This window comes from Tessaracoccus sp. O5.2 (genome assembly GCF_964266725.1).
Taxonomy (GTDB): Bacteria; Actinomycetota; Actinomycetes; order Propionibacteriales; family Propionibacteriaceae; genus Arachnia; species Arachnia lapidicapta.
Genome location: NZ_CAXWGV010000012.1, coordinates 62,328 through 82,461 on the forward strand (window position 1 = coordinate 62,328; position 20,134 = coordinate 82,461).

Here is a 20,134-nt window from a genome sequence, read left to right on the forward strand (position 1 = left end):
CCGCATGCCCTACGTCGAGGAGATCCCCGCGGCCCGCTCCATCCGGCCGCTGCCCGCGTCCGTGACCGGCTTCGTCGGCGCCTGCGACGCCGGGCCCGTCGACACCCCCGTCGTCGTGACCAGCGCCGGGGAGTACCACGCGATCTTCGGCCCCACCCTGGACCCCGGGCGGCCCCTCGGACACGCCGTCGACCTGTTCTTCGTCAACGGCGGCAGGCGGTTGACGGTCGTGCGGGCGGCGTCGCCTGCCCCGGATCATCTCGTCCCGGGCGCGGAAGGAGGGGTCCACGCACTGGCCGACTCCGGCATCACGGTCCTCGCGGTCCCAGGCCTGACGGCGGACCACCACCTCCAGGTGAGCACTGCCCTCGCCCTCTGCGCGGCGTGGCGCGCCGTGTTCGTCCTCGACCTCCCGCCCGGATCATTCGACGACGGCGCGGGCGCAGCCGCACGCCAGACCGGCCCACACCGGGAGCGCGCGGCGGCGTACCATCCCTGGCTCGTGACTGGCGGGGTCGCGGTCCCGCCGTCGGGCGCCGTCGCGGGCGTGATCGCGCGCACCGACGCAGAGCGCGGGATCTGGAAGGCGCCGGCCGGTGTCGCGGTGCACGGGCTAGACGGGTTCACCGAGGCGCTCGACGACGTCGCCAACGAGGCGCTGCTCCAGGCCGGGGTCAATGCGATGCGCGAGTTCCCCGGCCGGGGGCGGCTGGTGTGGGGCGCGCGGACGCTCGCAGGGGCCGACAGCGCGGAGCCGGCCCGTCGCTACCTCCCGATGCGGCGACTCACCGATCACGTGCTCGGGTCGCTGGCCGCGGGCCTGGAGTTCGTCGTGTTCGAGCCCAACGAGGCCCCGCTCTGGCTGCTCGTCAAGCAGCTCGTAGAGAGCTTCCTCAACGAGCTGTGGCGGGCCGGAGCGTTCCCAGGTGACCGGCCCCAGGACGCCTACGGGGCGCGGTGCGGGCTCGGCGAGACGATGACTCACGCGGACCTGCAGGACGGCAAGCTGGTGGTGGAGATCTACCTCGCGACCATGCGGCCGGCCGAGTTCGACGTTCACCGGTTGACCTTCCAGACCCAGGGGTAGCCATGTCGTATCCGTCGCAGCGGGCCGTGGCCGACGTCGTCGCGATCGCCGACCCCGTGGTCCGCAACACCGCCATCACCGCCTGTTACCGCGACCTGGCGCTCGCCGTCGCGGACCTCACGGGCCGCAGCGACGTCAACTGGCTGGCGTTCGGGGCGTGGGCCAGCGCCTCGGCAGGCCGCGTCATCCGCAGGGAAGGGCTGCCGCTCGGGCTGGACCCCGGCACCTCGGATGAGGTCGCGGAGGGCAATCGGACGATCATCGCCGACGTCGCGCCCCGATTCGTGCGCTGGCTCGACGAGGTGACCCGCGCAGGTGGGCCCACCCGGACCGCGCTGGAGGTGGCGGTCGCGGACCCGCTGTTCGACGACGCCCCCGATCTCGGCGCGGCGATGGTGGCCTACCAGTCCGCGCTCGAGTTGCGGGCCCTCGCGGCGGTCGAGGAACTGGACGAGGAGGCAGACCGGGCGGTCGCGGAGCTGATGCTGTTGGGCAACGTGAGGGTGGCGGCGCACGAGCAGTGGATCGCGGACGCGCTGATCGACGACGCGATGCCGTTGGGTGGGCTGTTCGGGCGGATCGTGACCAGGTTCGTCGACGTCGTCACCCCGGACGGGCCGGTCGATGTCTGCCGTGAGGTGCCCGCGCCGTCGTATCTGGGCGGCGCCCGATTCCCGGCAGTCCTGGAGCACCTGCGGCAGGTGGAGCTGTGCGAGCTCGCGGCGCGGTTCGACCACGCTGTCGCCGGGGAGGTGGTCGGGAGCGAGGCGACGACGTGGGAGTGCTACGAGGAGCGGATGGGGTTCATCTTCGCGTTCTTCCGTGCATACGCGCGCGACGCCCGCTTCTTCGACGCCCCGCCTGCCCTCGCTCGCTGAGGTCGCGCCCTGCTCCGTTCGCAGGTCGCGCCCGCCCCGTTCGTTGAGGTCGCGACCCCCTCGTTCGCTGAGGTCGCGACCCCCTCGTTCGCTGAGGTCGCGCCCGACGGCGGAGCCGTCCGGGCGAGTCTCGAAGCCGACGCCGGAGGCGTCGATCTCCCAGCCCCGCTCGCTGAGGTCGCGCCCGGTGCGGAGCACCCGGGCGAGTCTCGAAGCCGACGCCGTAGGCGTCGATCCCCAACCCCAGCACGAATAGCAGCCGCTCTCGGACCTGGCGCCGGCATAGGGCCTCGAGGGCGGAGTTCGACGGCGTGTCGTGCTGGTGGAGGGGTGGAGCGCGGCGCGGCGGGGGCGGGGGTTGCGGCTCGTTCGCTGAGGTCGCGACCCCCTCGTTCGCTGAGGTCGCGCCCGACGGCGCAGCCGTCCGGGCGAGTCTCGAAGCCGACGCCGCAGGCGTCGATCCCCCAACCCCGTCCGCTGAAGGTGTGGGGAGCCCTGACCCGACGCTCGGGCGGCCGTGGTGGTCGGGTGTACTGTTCGGCCCGCAGTGCCGCCGGTGTCGGGTGAATCGAGGCCGCCCGAGCGTCGGCTCCCGTCTCCCCCCACTGGTTCGGGCGGTGGCGTGGCCGGGTTCGGGGGCGTGCCGGTGGCGCGGCCCTGGCACGGGTTCGTCTAGGCGGGACGCCAGTGGGGTGTTCCTCGGGTTGGGCATCACTGCGCGCAGCCGCCCCACCGTCCCACCTCCTCGCGGACCCCCGCTCGCTGAGGTCGCGACCCCCTCGTTCGCTGAGGTCGCGCCCGACGGCGGAGCCGTCCGGGCGAGTCTCGAAGCCGACGCCGCAGGCGTCGATCTCCCCTGCCCCGGAGATCAGAAATTGTCAGTGCCCCCGCAAGAATAGGTCACATGAGCGACTTGCGGGATCTCGGGCAGCGGCACCTCGCCGCGCTCTGGGACGCCGCGCGCTCCCTCACTCAGGATCCGGGCGCCGCGGCCGAGCGTCTGGGCACACTGGTCGCCGCGGTCACCGAGGCCGAGGCGCAGCTCGCCGGTCTCCGCCTTCACCTGCTGCATGAGGCGAAGCTGGCCGCGGCGGAGGCCGTGATCGACGGGGTGCGGCAGTCGGTGCGCACCACCCCCGCCCAAGCCACCGCAGCGTTGCGGCTCGCGCAGGACCTGTGCGACAGGTTCCCGCTGATCGGCGCCGCCTTGAACGACGGCTCGATTTCGTTGGCGCAGGCCGACGCCATCGTCGCCGGTCTGCGGAAGCTGCCCGGGCGATTGTCCCGGGCGGAGTTGACGCGTTGCGAGGAGGAGATCCTGCACCACGTCGACACCCTCGGCCCAGCCGAGCTGCGGGTCCTCGCCGTTCGGCTGGTCGAGATCATCGACCCCGACGCATCAGATGCCGACGATGCGAAGCGCCTCGCGCGGGAGGAAGCCGCAGCTCATCGGGGTCGGTTCCTACGCCTCGCGCCGGACTATCACGGCTCCATGCGCATCGCCGGCCAACTCCCAGTCTCAGACGCGGCACTGCTGACCGCGCAGTTGGATGCGTTGATGCCGGACGCCTCCACCTACACCGCCGCCGGTGAGGCCGCGTCACGCGACGCCAGGCGCGCCGATGCACTGGTCCTGCTCACCCAGAAAGCCGCCACCACTGGCGCCCTGCCCGCGCATGGTGGGGACCGGCCACAGGTGCACGTCACCCTCGACCTCGACACCCTCACCACCGGCCTCGGTCGGGTCGGGCTGATCGGGGTCGACGACGTCGACGGCCTGTCCGCCGGGGAGGTCCGCCGCCTCGCCTGCGACGCCGGCATCATCCCCGTCGTCCTGGGCGGACCATCCCGGCTGCTGGACGTAGGCCGCACCTACCGCACCTTCACACCCGGCCTGCGTGCTGCTTTGATGCAGCGCGACGGTGGGTGCGCGTTCCCCGGCTGCACCGCCACCCCGGCGTGCTGTGAAGCGCATCACATCATCCCCTGGTGGCAGGGCGGCGATACCCAACTAGGAAACGGGGTACTCCTCTGCCCGCACCACCATCGCCTGGTGGAGCCCGATCCGTCGCAGTCCGAGGCCTCGCAGTGGCGGGTGGATCTGGATTCGGTGACCGGGCTGCCGTGGTTCACCCCACCCCGGCATATCGATCCGGCCAGGCGGCCGCGACAGCATCGCCGGTTCCGACTCCAACAGATACGCTCCGGGGCACCACCGGGCCCAGACGGCGACCCGCCAGACACCGACCCAGCTGAAGTCGACCATCCCGAGACGGAGTTGTCAGCCGCCGACCGGCCGGATCTGGGCGACCTCATTCGCCGCTCCGCCGCCATCTGGGGCGACGGCACCTGACCTGCGCCGAGGGGGATCGACGCCTGCGGCGTCGGCTTCGAGACTCGCCCAGACGGCTCCGCCGTCGGGCGCGACCTCAGCGTACGGAGTGGCGCGACCTCAGCGAGCGAGGGGGTGGGACGGTGGGGCGGCTGCGCGCAGTGATGCCCAACCCGAGGATCACCCCACTGGCGTCCCGCCTAGACGAACCTGTGCCAGGGCCGCGCCACCGGCACGCCCCCGGACCCGGCCACGCCACCGTCGGGACCAGTGGGGGGAGACGGGAGCCGACGCTCGGGCGGCCTCGACTACTCACCCCCAGCCAGTCGGTCAGCCAAACAGGGCACCCGGCCACAAGGGCCGCCCGAGCGACGGGTCGCGGCTCCCCACACCTTCAGCGGGCGGGGTTGGGGGGATCGACGCCTGCGGCGTCGGCTTCGAGACTCGCCCGGGTGCTGCGCACCGGGCGCGACCTCAGCGATCGGGAAGGCGTCGGCTTCGAGACTCGCCCGGATGCTCCGCCGTCGGCCGCGACCTCAGCGAACGGATAGGCGCACCTCAGCGAACGGATTGCGCGACCTCAGCGAACGGACAGGCGCGACCTCGGCGAACGAGGCAGGCGCGACCCGAGCGCGGAGTGGCTAGTCGCAGCGTCAACGACCGCGCAGGAGTATCGTAGAAAAGGTTCCCTGGAGGGCATCATGAGCACCGCGACTCACCCCACATCCACGCCCACCCACGGCCCCAGCGCCCGCGAGGCCCGCACCGTTGCGGAGGCGGCACGACAAACCGAGTGGACGAAGCCCAGCTTCGGCAAAGAGCTCTTCCTCGGCAGGCTGCGGCTGGACCTCATCGAGCCGTGGCCCACACCCAGCGCGGCGGCCAAGGCGAAGGGCGAGAGCTACCTCAAGCGGGTCGAGGACGTGTGCCGCCGGATCGACGGCGCCCGCATCGAGCGCGACGCCAGCATCCCAGACGAGACCTTCGCCGAACTCGCTGAGATCGGTGCCTTCGGGATGAAGGTTCCCGAGCCGTACGGAGGTCAGGGTCTGAGCCAGTACCACTTCAACAAGGCGCTCACACTGATCGGGTCGGCCAACCCCGCGGTCGCCGCGACGCTCTCCGCGCACCAATCCATCGGCGTGCCCCAACCGGTCAAGATGTTCGGCACCACCGCCCAGAAGGACGAGTACCTCCCGCGGGTGGCCGCCGGTGAGATCTCCGCCTTCCTGTTGACGGAGCCCGACGTCGGGTCGGATCCCGCCCGCCTCGCCACCACAGCCACGCTCGACGGCGACTCCTACGTCCTCGACGGCGTGAAGCTCTGGGCCACCAACGGCACCATCGCCAGCCTCTACGTCGTGCTCGCCCGCGTTCCGGCCACCGCCGACAAGAGGGGCGGCATCACCGCGTTCGTCGTCGAGGCGGACTCGCCCGGCATCACCGTCGAGCGGCGCAACGCGTTCGTCGGCCTCCGCGGGATCGAGAACGCCCTCATCCGCTTCCACCAGGTGCGGGTCCCCGCGGACAATGTGCTGGGCGCCGTCGGCAAGGGCTTGAAGATCGCGCTGGCCACGCTCAACACCGGCCGGCTGTCGCTGCCCGCCATGTGCGTGGGGGCGGCGAAGTGGTCGCTGCACGTGGCGCGCGGCTGGGCGGGGGAGCGGGTCCAGTGGGGTCAGCGCGTGGGCGACCACGAGGCCATCGCCACCCGGATCGCGTTCATCGCGGCCACCACGTATGGGATGGAGTCAATGCTCGATCTGGCCAGCATGCTGGCCGACGACGACGCCAACGACATCCGCATCGAGGCCGCCCTGGTGAAGCTGTATGCCTCCGAGATGGGGTGGCGCGTCGTCGACGACCTCGTCCAGATCCGCGGAGGCCGTGGGTACGAGACGGCCGAGTCGCTGGCGGCGCGCGGTGAACGTCCCGCGGAGGTTGAGCAACTCATGCGCGACATGCGCATCAACCGCATCTTCGAGGGATCCACCGAGATCATGCATCTCCTCATCGCCCGCGAGGCCGTCGACGTCCACCTCGAGGTGGCCGGCGAGATCATCGACCCGGAGGCGTCCACGCGTGCGCGGGCGGAGGCCGTGGCGAGGGCGTCGGCCTTCTATGCCAGGTGGCTGCCGATGCTCGCTGTCGGCGCGGGGACGGTGCCCGGGGCCTACCGCGAGCACGGACCGCTGGCGGAGCATCTGCGCTACGTCGAGCGTGCCGCCCGCCGTCTCGCCAGGGCGACCTTCGCCGGGATGGCACGCTGGCAAGGCAGGTTGGAGCATCGACAGGCGTACCTGGGCCGGATCGTCGACATCGGCGCCGAGCTGTTCGCGATGGCTGCGTCGTGCGTGCGGGCCACCGCCGAGCGCGACTCCCATCCCGGCGGCGTGGAACTCGCGGCCGCGTTCTGCGAGCAGGCACGGGTACGGGTGGACGCGCTGTTCGGTGAGCTGTGGCACAACTCGGACCGCAGTGATCGCCGCCTGGCACGTCGCGTGCTGGACGGACACCATACGTCGCTCGAGGAGGGGGTCTTCCATATCGCCGATGATCTGCCGTGGGTCGCGGCCTGGGCGCCCGGGCCCTCGACCGCCGAGGACGTCCGGCGACGGGTCCCCCGCCCGACCTGACCGTCGCTCCGCCGCCCAGGATGCCGGGCAGCCACTGAGCCCCGGCCCAGGACGCAGCGGAACTGCTCGTGCATGTCGGCGTGCCGCTCAGACATCGGCGCACAACGCGCACCTTCCGCTCCCCGAAACCCGATCCGGCCCGGCCCCGCGCACCTAGCATGGCGACATGTCCCGCACCGCAGCGTTCGTCGTCGACCTGCCCGCTTCCTGCCCGCCGGACGAGGCGCTGCGCCGGGTACTGGATCTCCGCGCCCACTCCCGCCTCATCCCGCTCACCACGGTCACGCCTGCGGTGGCTGCGGACGATCTCGTGACAGGACTCACATTCGTGGGCCGAACCGCCGTCGGGAGGGTAGGTTTCGACGATCCCATGCGGATCCTGTCACTCTCCTTCGATCCGCCCGCGGCGCGCATCGTCAAGGAGGGTCGCGTCATCGCGGGCGCCATCAACGTCACCGCCATCCCCGCCGCGACCGGCAGCCGGATCAGGTGGGAGCAGACGGTCGAGATCCCCTGGTTGCCGCGATCCCTCCAGCCCGTCGCCGCCCGGATCCTGCGCGAGGGATACCGCAGAGTGCTGTCTAAACTGCTGGACGGCGGGTAATGAGGGGACATGGAGTCGATGACGTCTGTCTGGTTCGCCACTCACCCCGCGCCGCACGTCGCGCCCCAGCCGTTCCCTGAGGGGAGCCGGTTCGACACTGTCGTCGCCGGCGCCGGCCTGACCGGTCTCGCCACCGCGGCGCTTCTCGCCCGTGCCGGGCAGCGGGTCGCTGTGGTCGAGGCCCGCAGCGTCGGCGCTGTCGCCACGGGACACACCACCGCGAAGGTGTCGCTGCTGCAGGGCAGCACCCTGTCGGACATCCGGTCTCATCAGAGCGACGAGGTGCTGGCGGCGTACGTCGACGGCAACCGCGAGGCCCAGGCGTGGCTCGCGCGCTTCCTGGAGGAGCGCGACATCGGGTTCCAGCGCCGCACCGCCTACACGTTCGCCTTCGGGGGCGACGGCGTGAGCACGCTCGAGGACGAGCTCGCGGCCTGCCGCGCCGCCGGGCTGACCAGCGTCACGTGGACCACCGACACCGGGCTGCCCTTCGACGTCTCCGGCGCACTCGCCCTGCCCGACCAGCTGCAGGTCCATCCGCTGGTCGTGCTCGACGCTCTCCTCGAGGACCTCGTCGAGCACGGTGGGGTCGTCATCGAGGGCGTCCGGGTCACCGACGCCGAGGCGGACTCCTCGGTGAACGTGAGCACCACCGCGGGCGGCCTCGAGGCTGACCAGCTGATCCTCGCCACCGGCACCCCGATCCTGGACCGCGGGGGCTACTTCGCGAAGCTGGAGCCGCACCGCTCCTACGCCACCACCTACCGGGTCCCGGGCGCCATCCCGCAGGGGATGTACCTGAGCGTCGACGGCCCCGGCCGGTCGCTGCGGACCGTGCCCGTCGACGACGGCGAACTCCTCATGGTCGGCGGCAACGGCCACGTCGTGGGCCGGACGGACTCCGAGGCCGCCGCCGTCGCCGACCTGCGGCGGTGGACCGCCGAGCATTTCCCGGGCGCCGAGCCCGCTCACGCGTGGTCCGCCCAGGACTACCGAGCCGTGGACCGGGTTCCCTACGTCGGCGAGTTGCCGCGCGGCGACGGCCGCATCTTCGTGGCGACGGGGTACAACAAGTGGGGCATGACCAACGGCGTCGCCGCGGCGCTGATGCTGAGCAGCCGGCTCCTGGACGGATCCATGCCGTGGGCCGACGTGCTCGCCGAGCGGACGCCGACGTCGTCGACGATCCTCAGCGCGCTGGCGCCGAACGCCAAGGTGGCCGCCACGCTCGCGAAGGACTGGGTGCAGGCTGAGGTGGGCGGCCTGCCGGACGAGGCCCCGGCCGAGGGCGAGGGTGTCGTGGGCCGCGGACCGCGCGGCGTCCCCGAGGCGGTCTCCACCGTCGACGGCGTCACCTGCCGGGTGTCCGGCATCTGCACGCACCTCGGTGGGGTGGTCCGATGGAACGACGCGGAGAAGTCGTGGGACTGCCCGCTGCACGGGTCGCGGTTCGCTCCCGATGGCTCGCTCCTCGAGGGCCCGGCCGTCGCCGATCTCCCGGGGTCGGGGGGCTAGCCCCGAACCGCGGCGGGCCGGCGCCGCGACGCACCCAGCGCCTCGGGCCCGAACCGGACGGCCAGGGCGGCGCCGACGACCACCATGGCGGCGACCGCCGCCGCGATGCCGGTGGGCAGCGATTCGGGGGCGTCCGTGATCCGGCCGACCGCGATCCAGCTCAGGCCCCAGGCCATGGCGGCCGCGACGGCGAGCCGCCCGCCGAGGGTGCGGGCGAGGATCACCCCGAGCACCGCGGCGACCACGAGCACCGCGACCGCGAAGAACTCCGAGGCGGGGCGACCGGGGTCCACGCCCGCCGCGACGAGGGTCGCGGTGATGTTCGCGATGGTGGCCACCGACACCCAGCCGAGGTAGAGCCCGAAGGTGCCGTCGACGACGACGCGCTCGGCGTCGATCCACCCGCGGGACGACCGGGGCGCGATCACCGTTAGGCGTCGCACGAGGGTCCCCAGCACGAGCGCCAGCGCGACGATCACGACGACGCTCAGCCACAGCTGGCCGACCTGGGTTACCAGCAGCCAGGAGGCGTTGAGCACCATCGACCACGCGGCGAGCCACCCGATGGCCCTGGCGCGAGGGGTGGCCGCGTTGGCCGGCAGCCACTGCCACACCACGTAGGCGATGAGCCCCATGTAGATGACCGACCAGATCGAGAACGCGCTCACCGCCGGGGCGACGAGCGTGGCGGTTGCGGAGAGGCTGCCGCCGGCGCTCTCCTCGACGCGAGTGCCGATCACCCCGATCCCGAACAGGGTCCCGATGATCATGAACACCGCGCTGGCGGTGACGACCACCTGTCGGATGCGGTCGGTGGTGCTGGTCATGGGAGCCCCTCTCATCAAGCTTGAACAAAGCTTATACAACATCGCCTCGTTTGGGAAGCGACCCACGGCGCCAACGAGGAGCGGCTGGCCGACGTCAAGGAGCTCTACGACCCGGCCCACCTCTTCCGATCCCGAACGCCTCGCGCGACGGTGAGCCGACACTCATAGCGGCGCAGCAGGACGGGCACAGACACCCCACAGATTCGGCTGGCGGAATGGACTCACCACCACCCGCGATCCGAGGAGTTCCCCGTGTCCACCACCGCCCTGTTGTATCTGGCCAACGTCGCCGCCATCGCGATCCTCACGCTGGGGCTCTACTTCCCCCGCCACGGGCGCCGCGACCTCGTCGTGGCCTACCTCGGCGTCAACCTCGGCATCATGGCGGTCAGCTCCGTGCTCCTGTCGACGGCGGTCGGCGCGGGCCTGGGCCTCGGGCTCTTCGGCGTCCTGTCGATCATCCGACTACGGTCCGACGAACTCGCTCAGCACGAGATCGCCTACTACTTCTCCGCGCTGGCTCTCGGCCTGCTGAGCGGCCTCGGGTCCGAGCCCGTCATGGCGCTCAGCCTCATGGCCACGGTGCTCGCAGCCATGTTCGTCGCCGACCATCCGCTGCTCCTGCGCGGCTACCTCCGCGAGGTCGTCGTCGTCGATCGCGCCCTCACCGACCGGGCTGCCCTGGTGGACTATCTGGAGGGCCGCCTCGGCGGCACCGTCAAACACCTCGCCGTCCAGCGGCTCGACTTCGTCAATGACACCACCACCGTCGATGTCCGCTACCGCGCCGCCTCCCGCCGCCCGGCCCTGGCGGTGGCCCGATGAGCATCGCCGTCGTCGATCGCGCCCCGGTCACGCTCGACGACCTCAACCGGGCCGCCGCGCTCCTGACGCGGGTCGACCGCAAGTACGTCCTCGCCGCCAGCGCAGCCGACGCCGTGCTCGCCGCGCTGCCGCATGCGACCCGGGTCCTCGAGATCGACGGCGCACGCACGTTCGCCTACCGCTCCACGTACTTCGACACCCCCGACCTCGCCTGCTACCTGGGCACGGCACACCGCAGACGGCGCCGCTACAAGGTGCGCACCCGCACCTACGTCGACAGCGGCGAGTGCTTCCTGGAGGTCAAAACCCGGCGCGGCGACGCCACGGTCAAGCGACGCCTCCCGTGGTCGGGGCCGGCCGACAGGATCGACGCCGATGGACTGGGCTTCGTCGACGGCGCCCTCTCCGAGGACCGGATACAACTCGACGGCGCCCTCACACCCACCCTCGACGTCGACTACCTGCGCACCACGCTGCTCATGCCCGACGGCGCCTCCCGCGCCACCGTCGACTCTGCGCTGACATGGCGCGACAGGGCCACCGGCCGCACCCGCACCGCGCCCTGCCTCGTGATCGTCGAGACCAAGTCCGGCGCCGGGCCCTCGTCCGCCGACCACGTGCTCTGGCGGCGCGGACACCGACCCGTCGCCGTGTCCAAGTACGCCACCGGACTCGCCGCCCTACGCCCGGGCCTCCCGCGCAACCGGTGGCACCGGCTCCTGAGCCGGGCCGACCTCGCCGCCTGACCATCCGGAAGAACGAAGGAAACCCACAGTGAAACCCCGATCCATCCTCGCCAGCCTGTCCTCGCTCGCCGTCGGCGCCCTCCTCGTCGGCTGCGGCGCCACCGGAGTGGAGAGCACGGCCGCGGCCGGCACCGTCTCCGCCGCCTCATCCGCGTCGACGTCCGCCGCGACCGTCACGACCGCCACTGGGGACGCGGCGCTCACCGTCGACGCGGCGCGCGCCGCGAACGCGTCCCCCGACGCTGCCGACACCGCGTGGGACGCGGCCTCCTCCACGACCGTCACGCTCACCGGCGACTCCGCCTCCGTCGACGGGGCGGGCGCCACCGTCGACGGCGCCACCGTCACGATCACCACCGGCGGGACCTACGTCCTCACGGGCACCCTCGACGGGCAGGTCGTCGTGGACTCCGCCTCCGACGACGAGGTGAAGCTCGTCCTCTCCGGCGCCGACATCACGTCCGGCACCGGACCGGCGATCTCGGTCGTCGACGCGGGCGAGGCGGTCGTCGTCCTTGCCGAGGGCAGCACCAATTCCCTCACCGACGCCGCGACCTATGCCGACACCGGCGAGGACGCTCCCAACGCCGCGCTCTACTCCACGGCCGACCTCACCATCGGTGGCGACGGCTCGCTCACCGTCACGGGTCGCAGCCAGGACGGCATCGCCGGCACCGACGGCCTGGTGATCAGCGGCGGCACCCTGTCCGTCGAGGCGGCCGACGATGGCATCCGCGGCAAGGACCACCTCGCTGTCACGGGCGGCGCCGTCACGGTCGACGCCGGGGGCGACGCGCTGAAGTCGACCAACGACACCGAGGCCGATTCGGGCTTCATCGACATCTCCGGCGGGACGCTGACCCTCAGCGCCGGGACGGACGGCTTCGATGCCGCCACCGACGTCGTCATCTCCGGCGGGGCCGTCCAGGTCGACGCGCTCGACGACGGCCTCCACGCAGAGTTCAGCCTCGTCATCGGCGGCGGCGACGTCACCGTGACCCGCTCCTATGAGGGCCTCGAGGCGCAGTACCTCGCCCTGACCGGCGGCACGGTCGAGATCACGGCCGAGGACGACGGCCTGAACGTCTCCGCGGGCTCGACGACCTCCGACACCGCCCCGCAGATGGGCGGAGGGCCGGGCGGGGGCGGCGTCGTCGACGGGCTGGCGCTCGTCACCGGCGGCAGCCTGACCATCGACGCCGGTGGCGACGGGTTCGACTCCAACGGCAGCGCGGAGATCGCGGGCGGGACCGTCGTCGTGCACGGGCCGCTCACCGACGGCAACGGCGCGCTCGACGTCAACGGCACGTTCCTCGTGACCGGCGGGACGCTGTTGGCGGTCGGCTCGGCCGGGATGGCGGAGGCCCCGGACGCCGAGTCGACACAGGGCTGGATCCAGGCGCAGACGTCGGGTCCGGCCGGGGCGACGATCCAGATCCTCTCGGGCTCTGACGTCGTCGCCGAGTTCACCGCTGCGAAGGACTTCGCCAACGTCGTCTACTCCGGAGCGGGGATCGCCGCCGGTGAGGAGTACGCGATCGTCGTCGACGGCCAGTCCACGACGGCGACGGCCGGCACCGCGACCGGCGGCATGGGCGGCGGTGGGCGCGGCCCGCGCCGCTGACCCGCCTCAGCCGGCGGACGACCAGACGTCCGGGGACACCCGGACGTCTGCGCCCGTCCGGGCCGACTCCTCGATCGCCAGCCCCAGCGCGTGGTCCTGGCATGCGTCGGCCAGGGGATAGGGCGCCGGGCCGTGGCCCCGGGCCCAGGCGCCGGTGTCGGCGAGGATCTGCGCCACCGCGATGTCGTCCTCCGACATCCGCGACCCCGCCCAGGCGTTGCGGTACACCACGGACCCCTCGAACGACACCGACACCAGGTCGTTGCCCTCCAGGTTGAGGTCGACGCCGGTGCGGCGGTAGGACAGCGGCGACACGACGACGTCGCCGTCGGCCCAGCGCCGCACCACGTCGTCGGCGATCTCCCCGTGCGTGCCGCGCACGACGATCCGCCGTGACAGCAGGGGGTTCCACCACTGGTTCTCGACGAAGTCGTACAGGCCCATGCGCCCCTCGCCGAAGTCGATGGTCGCGATGGTGGTGGTCCGCGACACCGGGCGCGGGTCCTCCGCCCAGCCGGCGGGCGACAGCGGGTCGGTCAGCGGCGCCGCGAACGACCGCGCGGTCACCGTCGCCTCGGCCATCCCGACGCCGAGGAGCCCACGGATCATCGACGTCGCGTGGTACAGGTGGGTCGAGGCGACCTGCACCGACGTCGGCGTCCCGATCGCCCCGGAGGCTACGACGGCGGCGCGGGCCGCGTGCCCGGGCATCAGCAGGTACTGCTCGGCCACCTGCACGAGGCCGGAGTCCCCGACCTCGGACCACAGCGCGCGCAACCCGTCCAGGGTCGGCGCCGGGGGCGTCTCCGCGAGCACGCGGGCGCCGCGCTCGACGAGCCCGGCCACGACCGTCGGCATCGCCTCCCACGTCACGGCCGCGACGACGAACTCCGGGGCGTGGGCCAGGGCGTCGTCGAGCGTGCGGACCACGGGGATGCCCGACCAGTCGGCGGCCAGCCGCGCGGCCGAGGAGTCGGAGTGCGCCACGAGCGCGACCACGCGGAGCCGCTCGGGCGCGGCCGCGGCGAGCCGCAGCATGAAGCGGGTGCGCCATCCCGATCCGACGATGGCGAACCGGACCGGCTCAGTGGGCGTCGGCATGGGACTTCTTCCGCGGGATGAGGTGCATGACGACCACGGCGATGGCACCCGCGACGATGCCGAGCAGCGCGGAGGCGAGCGTGTTGACCAGCCAGCCGACGAACCCGCCGGCCGCCTCGGCGGCCGCGACCTCCCAGTGGTGCACCAGGTCGTACATGGGCGTCCAGCCGAGGTCGTAGATGCCGACCAGCAGGATGTGGCCGCCGACCCACAGCATCGCGGCGATGCCCACCGTGGAGAGCACCTTCATGACGATCGGCATGGCCTTGACCAGCAGCTCGCCGAGGCGCTTGGTCGACGGGTTCGCCGCCATGTGCAGCCCCGCGTCGTCCATCTTCACGATCAGCGCGACGGCGCCGTAGACGAGTGCGGTGATGCCGATCGCGACGACGACGAGGGTCAGCGCGCGCATCCAGAAGCCGACGTCGGCGATCTCGTTGAGCGAGATCACCATGATCTCGGCCGACAGGATGAAGTCGGTGCGGATGGCCCCGCTCACCATCGTGTCCTCGTGGTTGGGGCCCTTGATCGCCGCGGGCGCCTCCTTGACCTTCGAGTGGCCGCTGACGGCCTCCCAGATCTTCTCGGCCCCCTCGTACGAGAGATAGAGGCCGCCGAGCATCAGGAGGGGGGTGAGCAGCCAGGGCAGGAACTGGCTGAGCAGCATGATGGCGGGGAGGATGAACAGCAGCTTATTGCGGAGCGACCCCTTGGCGATCTTCCAGATCACCGGCAGCTCGCGGTCCGGGGTGAAGCCGTCGACGTAGCGCGGCGTCACGGCCGCGTCGTCGACCACCACACCCATCGCCTTGGTTGACGCCTTACCCGCCGCTGCGGCGATGTCGTCGACGGAGGCCGCCGCGGCCCGGGCGATGGCCGCCACGTCGTCGAGTAGTGCTGCAAGGCCGCCGGCCATGGGGTTCCCCTCTCACCTGATACCGGGACGAGTCTAGGGTCCCCTCTACGCTGGGGGCGATGAGTAGCGCACCGATCCCCGACGTCGGCGGCTGGTTCCGCACCGCCGCGGACGGCGTTGCGCTGCCGTCGCTCCCCTCGTGGGGGCCGGGGACGGGTGGGTTCGGCCGGACCTCGCCGGAGGAGGACCTGGTCGCGGCCGCCGAGCTGTTCCGCGGCCGCCCCACCATGGTGCTGACCGGGGCGGGCATGTCGACGGGGGCCGGCCTGCCCGACTACCGCGGCCGCGACGCCGTCCCGCGCTCGCCCATGACCTACCAGGAGTTCGTGGGATCGGACCTCAGCCGTCGTCGCTACTGGGCCCGCAGCACCGTCGGCTGGCGGTGGTTCGAGCGCGCCCGGCCGCACCACACCCACCTCACGCTGGCCCAGATGGGCGACCTGACGCCGCTCACCGGCGTCGTGACGCAGAACGTCGACGGGCTGCACCAGGCGGCGGGGTCGCGGCCGGTGCTCGACCTGCACGGCAACCTGGCCCGCGTCGTGTGCCTCGGCTGCCGGGCGGTGCTGGACCGCGGGCGGCTGCAGGATGAGCTGCTGGCGCTCAACCCCGAGGTGGCGCGCCGGCTCGACGCCCTCGCCGAGGAGACCCGCACCGCACCCGACGGCGACGCCGAGGTGGACCGCACCGAGGACTTCCGCTACCCCGCCTGCCCGCGCTGCGGCGGCATGCTCAAGCCGGAGGTCGTGTTCTTCGGCGAGAACGCCGACCGGAGCGTCGTCGAGCGGGCCTGGGCCATGCTCGAGGACGCCGCTGTGCTGCTGGTGCTCGGCTCGAGCCTGTCGGTGATGAGCGGACTGAGGTTCGTGCGCCGCGCCGCGCAGCACGGCAGGGACGTCGTCATCGCCAACGACGGCGCGACCCGCGGGGACGACCTGGCCACCCTACGCATCCACGGCCGGCTGGAGGACGTGCTCACGCGGTGGGCGGAGCTGCTCACGTGAGCACCTTCCGCAAGACGGGCAGTCGGCGTGCGGTCGCCACCGAGGTCGCCAGCCTGCGCTGGCTCGCGGAGGCCGAGGCCCACGGCGGCGCCGCCGTCGCGGAACTCGCCGGGTCCGGGGAGACGTGGCTGGAGACGGTCCTGCTGAGTACCGGGCACCCGTCGCGGGCCGACGCCGCCGAGTTCGGCCGCAGACTGGCCCGCACCCACGCCGCCGGGGCGAGGTGGTGGGGCGAGGCCCCACCCGGGCTGGACCCCGCGCACCTGTCGACGGCGAACCTCGGCACGCCCGCCGCCGCGGAGCCGGTGTGGGACACCTTCGGCGAGTACTACGCCGAGGGGAGGCTCCGGCCCTACGTCGCGATGGCGCCCTGGCTGGACGCCGATGACGCCGCGCTGCTGCACCACGCCTGCGACGCCGTCGCCACGGGCCGCTTCGACTCGCCGCAACCCGCGCTGTGCGGCCCCGTCGCCCGTATCCACGGCGACCTCTGGGGCGGCAACGTCGTGTGGACCGCCGACGGGGTCGGCACCCTCATCGATCCCTGCGCCAACGGCGGCCACGCCGAGACCGACCTCGCCGAGCTCGCGCTGTTCGGCTCCCCGCACCTCGCCGACACCGTCGCGGGCTACCACGAGGTCAGCCCGCTCGCCGACGGATGGCCGGCTCGCGTGCCGCTGCACCAGTTCCACATGCTGCTCGTCCACGTCGTCCTCTTCCGTGGGGGCTACGTCCGGCAGGCCCTCGCCGTGGCCCGCGAGCTGCTGCGTTAGCGGGCCTCGGCTGCGCGATGGCGGCGATGCTGGGTTAAGTTTGCGCGCATGAGCACAGCCGCTGCCGCCCAGAAGAAGAAGTTCACGTTCGGGCTCCTGCCCCAGATCGTCGTCGCCATCGCGCTCGGCGTGCTGTTCGGGAACTTCTTCCCGGACTGGCTGACCAGGGTCTTCGTCACGTTCAACGGCGTGTTCGGCCAGTTCCTCGGCTTCGCCATCCCGCTGATCATCCTGGGCCTCATCGCACCGGCCATCGCCGAGCTCGGCCGCGGGGCCGGCCGGTGGTTGGCCATCACGGCCGCGCTGGCGTACTCATCGACGCTGCTGGCTGGATTCCTCGGGCTCAGCACGTCGCTGATCGTCCTGCCCCGCGTGCTCCCGAAGGGCGGGGCACCCTCGCTCACCAACCCGGACGAGGCGCTGCTCGCCCCGTACTTCTCGCTGGAGATCCCGCCGCTGTTCGGCGTCATGTCGGCGCTGGTGTTGGCGTTCATCGTCGGCGTGGCGATGACCGTCATCCAGGGAGACTCGCTGCAGCGGGGCTTCCTCGAGTTCCGCGAGGTGATCAACCTCGTCATCCAGAAGATCCTCATCCCGCTGCTGCCCATCTACATCTTCGGCATCTTCCTCAACATGACCCAGGGCGGCCAGGTGGCCACCGTCATCGCCACCTTCCTCGGCGTCGTGGTGTTCGTGTTCATCCTCACGTGGATCATGCTGCTGCTGCAGTACACGGTCGCGGGTGTCATCACGGGCAAGAACCCCATCAAGATGCTCGTCACCATGCTGCCTGCGTACGCCACCGCGTTGGGCACGTCGTCGTCGGCCGCGACGATCCCGGTCACGCTGCGCCAGGCGATCAAGATGGGCGTCTCGCAGCCCGTGGCGGCCTTCGCGATCCCGCTCAACGCCACCATCCACCTGGCCGGATCGACCATCAAGATCACGTGCTTCTCGATGGCGGTGATGATGCTGGCCGGCATGGAGATCAACGTCGGCGTGATGATCGGCTTCGTCATGATGCTGGGCGTCATGATGGTCGCCGCCCCTGGTGTTCCCGGCGGCGCGATCATGACCGCGGCGGGACTGCTCTCGACGATGCTCGGCTTCTCCGAGGCCCAGGTCGGCCTGATGATCGCGGCCTACATCGCCATCGACTCGTTCGGCACCGCCACCAACGTGACGGGCGACGGCGCGCTGGCGGCGATCGTCGACAAGTGGGTGTCGCGGTCGAAGCACCGCGACGAGCTCGGCGACGAGGCGGCGGTCCGGGCCGCCGCCTGACGGGATGTGCTGAGATGGGCGCATGACGACTGACGTTGACTTCTGGTTCGATCCCGTCTGCCCGTGGGCCTGGATGACCTCCCGCTGGATGCTCGAGGTGGAGAAGGTCCGCGACGTGAAGGTGACCTTCCACGTCATGAGCCTGTCCGTCCTCAACGACGGCCGCGACCTCCCCGCGGGCTACCGCGCCTTCCTCGACAACGCCTGGATGCCGGCCCGCGCCGCGCTGCTGGTCGAGCAGCGCCACGGCTCCGACGTGCTGCGCGACTTCTACACCGAGCTCGGCACCCGCTTCCACCCCGGCGAGCAGGAGGTCGGTCCGGAGCCGGTCGCGGCTGCGCTGGCAGCCGTCGGCGCCGACGCGGACATCCTCGACATCGCGCAGACCGACGCCATCGACGACGACCTGCGCCGCTCGCACCACGAGGGCATGGATCCGGTGGGCGACGAGGTCGGCACCCCCGTGATCCGCGTCAACGGCATGAGCCTGTTCGGCCCCGTCATCTCCCCGGCGCCGAAGGGCGAAGAGGCCGGCGAACTGTTCGACGGGTTCGTCAAGGTCACCGCCTACCCGGGCTTCTTCGAACTCAAGCGCACCCGCACGGTGGATCCGATCTTCGACTGAGGCATTAGCACAGCCACTTGGATAAATTGGCCGACCCCACCCGAAGCGTCCTGCGGGCCCACGGCTACCGTGTCTCGCATGGGCAGGGTTCTGGTCGCGTACGCGACCCGTGGTGGTGCGGCGCGCGACATCGCCGAGACGGTCGGTGAGGTGCTGCGCGCCTCGGGGCACGCGGTGCGCGTGGCTGATCTGAAGTCGAAGCCAGGCGTCGACGGCGCCGAGCTGGTCGTCGTCGGCAGCGGCATCAATGCCGGATCGTGGTACCCGGAGGCGACGTCGTGGCTGGCCGCCGAGGCCGGCGCGCTGCGGACGGCGCGGGTGGCGGTGTTCAACGCCTGCCTCAACGCGGCCGACCCGGCCAAGCGCGACGACTCCCTCGCCTACAACCGGTCCGTGGCCGAGCGCGTGCGCGCGTCCGCGAGCGAGTCCTTCGCCGGCCGGTTCGTGCCGGAGCACATCAGTTGGTGGCGCCGGCTGTTCCTGCGCACCATGCAGAAGCCGACGCAGGATCACCTGGACCTCGACGCCGTCCGGGCCTGGGCGTCGACGCTCACCGTGAGCTGATCGGGAGCGCGCATACCATCGGGGCATGCGTCGGCGTGCCTTCCTCCTTGGCGCCGCCACCGTGCCGCTGGCCGGGTGCGGCGACGACGGGTCGCTCTCCGTGCCCGACGTGCCCATCGATCTCGGCGGCTTGGGCGGGTGCCGTAGCCCCGAGTCGCTGGTGACGTTCTCGACGCTGGGCGGGGCCCCGCTGTCCTACGAGGTGACGGGCGCCCCTCAGTCGTTCCGGGCGGACCCGCGGTTCGTCGAGGCCTTGGAGGACTGGGCGGCCGGGTGGGCCGCCGCGAGCGGGCTGGGCCCGCTGACCGGCGTGTCGACCTATGGTGCGTTCGTCGACAAGTGCGACTCCTGGCATGCGGCGGGTCGGGCCTTCGACTTCGCGACGCTGACGCACGAGGGCGGCGTCGTCTCCTGCCGCTACGACCAGTGGGGTGACGACCCGGCCGAGTTGCGCGGGTACTGGCGGCTCGCGGCCTCCGTCGCGTCGCGGTTCACCTACACGCTGACCTACCGGTACAACGCGCAACACCACAACCACATCCACATCGACAACGGCGTGAACGGCTACGACGCCGCGTCGCTGCGGGAGGGGTCGCGGACCCAGGTCGACCTCGTGCAGGGCGTGCTGCGCTTCGTGTTCGGCCGCGACGTCGAGGCGACGGGCCGCTACGACGACGCCACGAAGTCAGCGGTCCGGTCCGTCCAGCGCGAACTGGGCATCACCGTCCCGCTGGCCACCCCGGACGGATGGCGCGAGTTCCTGACCGGCGCCGTCGCTCTCGGCCGCTGACGC

The 20,134-nt window shown here is 71.9% G+C and carries 19 protein-coding genes; 16 read left to right on the forward strand and 3 right to left on the reverse strand.

Going from position 1 to position 20,134, the window contains the following annotated elements; all coding sequences use genetic code 11:
• Positions 1–4: 4 nt before the first annotated feature.
• The 6 genes from ACFQPD_RS06325 (at position 5) to ACFQPD_RS06350 (ending at position 9,052) form a co-directional block, all read left to right on the forward strand.
• On the forward strand, positions 5–1,087 hold the full coding sequence (locus tag ACFQPD_RS06325; RefSeq protein ID WP_385899526.1) for a phage tail sheath family protein: 1,083 nt from the start codon (positions 5–7) through the stop codon (positions 1,085–1,087).
• Between the two features lie 2 nt (positions 1,088–1,089).
• Positions 1,090–1,965, forward strand: coding sequence for a hypothetical protein (locus tag ACFQPD_RS06330; RefSeq protein ID WP_385899528.1), 876 nt, complete (start codon positions 1,090–1,092; stop codon positions 1,963–1,965).
• A 904-nt stretch (positions 1,966–2,869) separates the two neighbouring features.
• Complete coding sequence (locus ACFQPD_RS06335; RefSeq protein WP_385899529.1) at positions 2,870–4,318, forward strand: DUF222 domain-containing protein; 1,449 nt, start codon at positions 2,870–2,872, stop codon at positions 4,316–4,318.
• Positions 4,319–4,998: 680 nt separating this feature from the next.
• Positions 4,999–6,933: an acyl-CoA dehydrogenase family protein gene (locus tag ACFQPD_RS06340; RefSeq protein WP_385899530.1), complete on the forward strand. Its 1,935-nt coding sequence runs from the start codon at positions 4,999–5,001 to the stop codon at positions 6,931–6,933.
• Between the two features lie 166 nt (positions 6,934–7,099).
• On the forward strand, positions 7,100–7,537 hold the full coding sequence (locus tag ACFQPD_RS06345) for a hypothetical protein (RefSeq protein ID WP_385899532.1): 438 nt from the start codon (positions 7,100–7,102) through the stop codon (positions 7,535–7,537).
• Between the two features lie 18 nt (positions 7,538–7,555).
• The gene (locus ACFQPD_RS06350; RefSeq protein WP_385899533.1) at positions 7,556–9,052 is read left to right on the forward strand and encodes an FAD-dependent oxidoreductase; all 1,497 of its coding nucleotides are present in this window, start codon (positions 7,556–7,558) and stop codon (positions 9,050–9,052) included.
• On the opposite strand, the gene ACFQPD_RS06355 is transcribed toward ACFQPD_RS06350, so the two are convergent.
• Entirely contained in the window at positions 9,049–9,879 is an 831-nt protein-coding gene (locus tag ACFQPD_RS06355) for a hypothetical protein (protein WP_385899535.1), read from the reverse strand. The two genes, ACFQPD_RS06350 and ACFQPD_RS06355, sit on opposite strands and share 4 nt — an antisense overlap.
• Before the next feature lie 33 nt (positions 9,880–9,912).
• On the opposite strand from ACFQPD_RS06355, the gene ACFQPD_RS06360 reads away from it, so the two are divergent.
• The 4 genes from ACFQPD_RS06360 (at position 9,913) to ACFQPD_RS06375 (ending at position 13,074) form a co-directional block, all read left to right on the forward strand.
• Positions 9,913–10,047, forward strand: a complete 135-nt coding sequence (locus ACFQPD_RS06360; RefSeq protein WP_385899653.1) for a BBE domain-containing protein — start codon at positions 9,913–9,915, stop codon at positions 10,045–10,047.
• An 84-nt stretch (positions 10,048–10,131) separates the two neighbouring features.
• Entirely contained in the window at positions 10,132–10,704 is a 573-nt protein-coding gene (locus ACFQPD_RS06365) for a DUF4956 domain-containing protein (RefSeq protein ID WP_083196606.1), read from the forward strand.
• Positions 10,701–11,450 carry a polyphosphate polymerase domain-containing protein gene (locus ACFQPD_RS06370; protein ID WP_385899536.1) on the forward strand — a complete coding sequence of 250 codons (750 nt, stop codon included), beginning with the start codon at positions 10,701–10,703 and terminating at the stop codon, positions 11,448–11,450. Before ACFQPD_RS06365 ends, ACFQPD_RS06370 begins: the two co-directional genes overlap by 4 nt.
• A 28-nt stretch (positions 11,451–11,478) precedes the next feature.
• Positions 11,479–13,074: a carbohydrate-binding domain-containing protein gene (locus ACFQPD_RS06375; RefSeq protein ID WP_385899538.1), complete on the forward strand. Its 1,596-nt coding sequence runs from the start codon at positions 11,479–11,481 to the stop codon at positions 13,072–13,074.
• A gap of 6 nt (positions 13,075–13,080) precedes the next feature.
• Here the strand turns inward: ACFQPD_RS06375 and ACFQPD_RS06380 are convergent, their stop codons facing one another.
• Together ACFQPD_RS06380 and ACFQPD_RS06385 are read right to left on the reverse strand one after the other, a co-directional pair.
• Positions 13,081–14,175 (reverse strand): Gfo/Idh/MocA family protein, encoded by a 1,095-nt coding sequence (locus ACFQPD_RS06380; protein WP_385899540.1) that lies wholly within the window; start codon positions 14,173–14,175, stop codon positions 13,081–13,083.
• The gene (locus ACFQPD_RS06385) at positions 14,159–15,091 is read right to left on the reverse strand and encodes a DUF808 domain-containing protein (RefSeq protein ID WP_385899542.1); all 933 of its coding nucleotides are present in this window, start codon (positions 15,089–15,091) and stop codon (positions 14,159–14,161) included. The genes ACFQPD_RS06380 and ACFQPD_RS06385 overlap by 17 nt, the downstream gene beginning before the upstream one ends.
• Positions 15,092–15,150: 59 nt before the next feature.
• Between ACFQPD_RS06385 and ACFQPD_RS06390 the strand changes: the two genes are divergently transcribed.
• The 6 genes from ACFQPD_RS06390 (at position 15,151) to ACFQPD_RS06415 (ending at position 20,131) form a co-directional block, all read left to right on the forward strand.
• Positions 15,151–16,095 (forward strand): Sir2 family NAD-dependent protein deacetylase, encoded by a 945-nt coding sequence (locus tag ACFQPD_RS06390; protein ID WP_385899544.1) that lies wholly within the window; start codon positions 15,151–15,153, stop codon positions 16,093–16,095.
• Positions 16,092–16,868: a fructosamine kinase family protein gene (locus ACFQPD_RS06395; protein WP_385899545.1), complete on the forward strand. Its 777-nt coding sequence runs from the start codon at positions 16,092–16,094 to the stop codon at positions 16,866–16,868. The genes ACFQPD_RS06390 and ACFQPD_RS06395 overlap by 4 nt, the downstream gene beginning before the upstream one ends.
• Before the next feature lie 48 nt (positions 16,869–16,916).
• Entirely contained in the window at positions 16,917–18,152 is a 1,236-nt protein-coding gene (locus tag ACFQPD_RS06400) for a dicarboxylate/amino acid:cation symporter (protein ID WP_385899546.1), read from the forward strand.
• 22 nt (positions 18,153–18,174) lie between these two features.
• A complete protein-coding gene (locus ACFQPD_RS06405; RefSeq protein ID WP_068752376.1) occupies positions 18,175–18,777 on the forward strand; it encodes a DsbA family protein in 603 nt (200 codons plus the stop codon).
• A gap of 78 nt (positions 18,778–18,855) precedes the next feature.
• Positions 18,856–19,341, forward strand: a complete 486-nt coding sequence (locus ACFQPD_RS06410; RefSeq protein WP_068752375.1) for a flavodoxin domain-containing protein — start codon at positions 18,856–18,858, stop codon at positions 19,339–19,341.
• A gap of 25 nt (positions 19,342–19,366) precedes the next feature.
• On the forward strand, positions 19,367–20,131 hold the full coding sequence (locus ACFQPD_RS06415) for an extensin family protein (RefSeq protein WP_385899547.1): 765 nt from the start codon (positions 19,367–19,369) through the stop codon (positions 20,129–20,131).
• Positions 20,132–20,134: the final 3 nt, after the last annotated feature.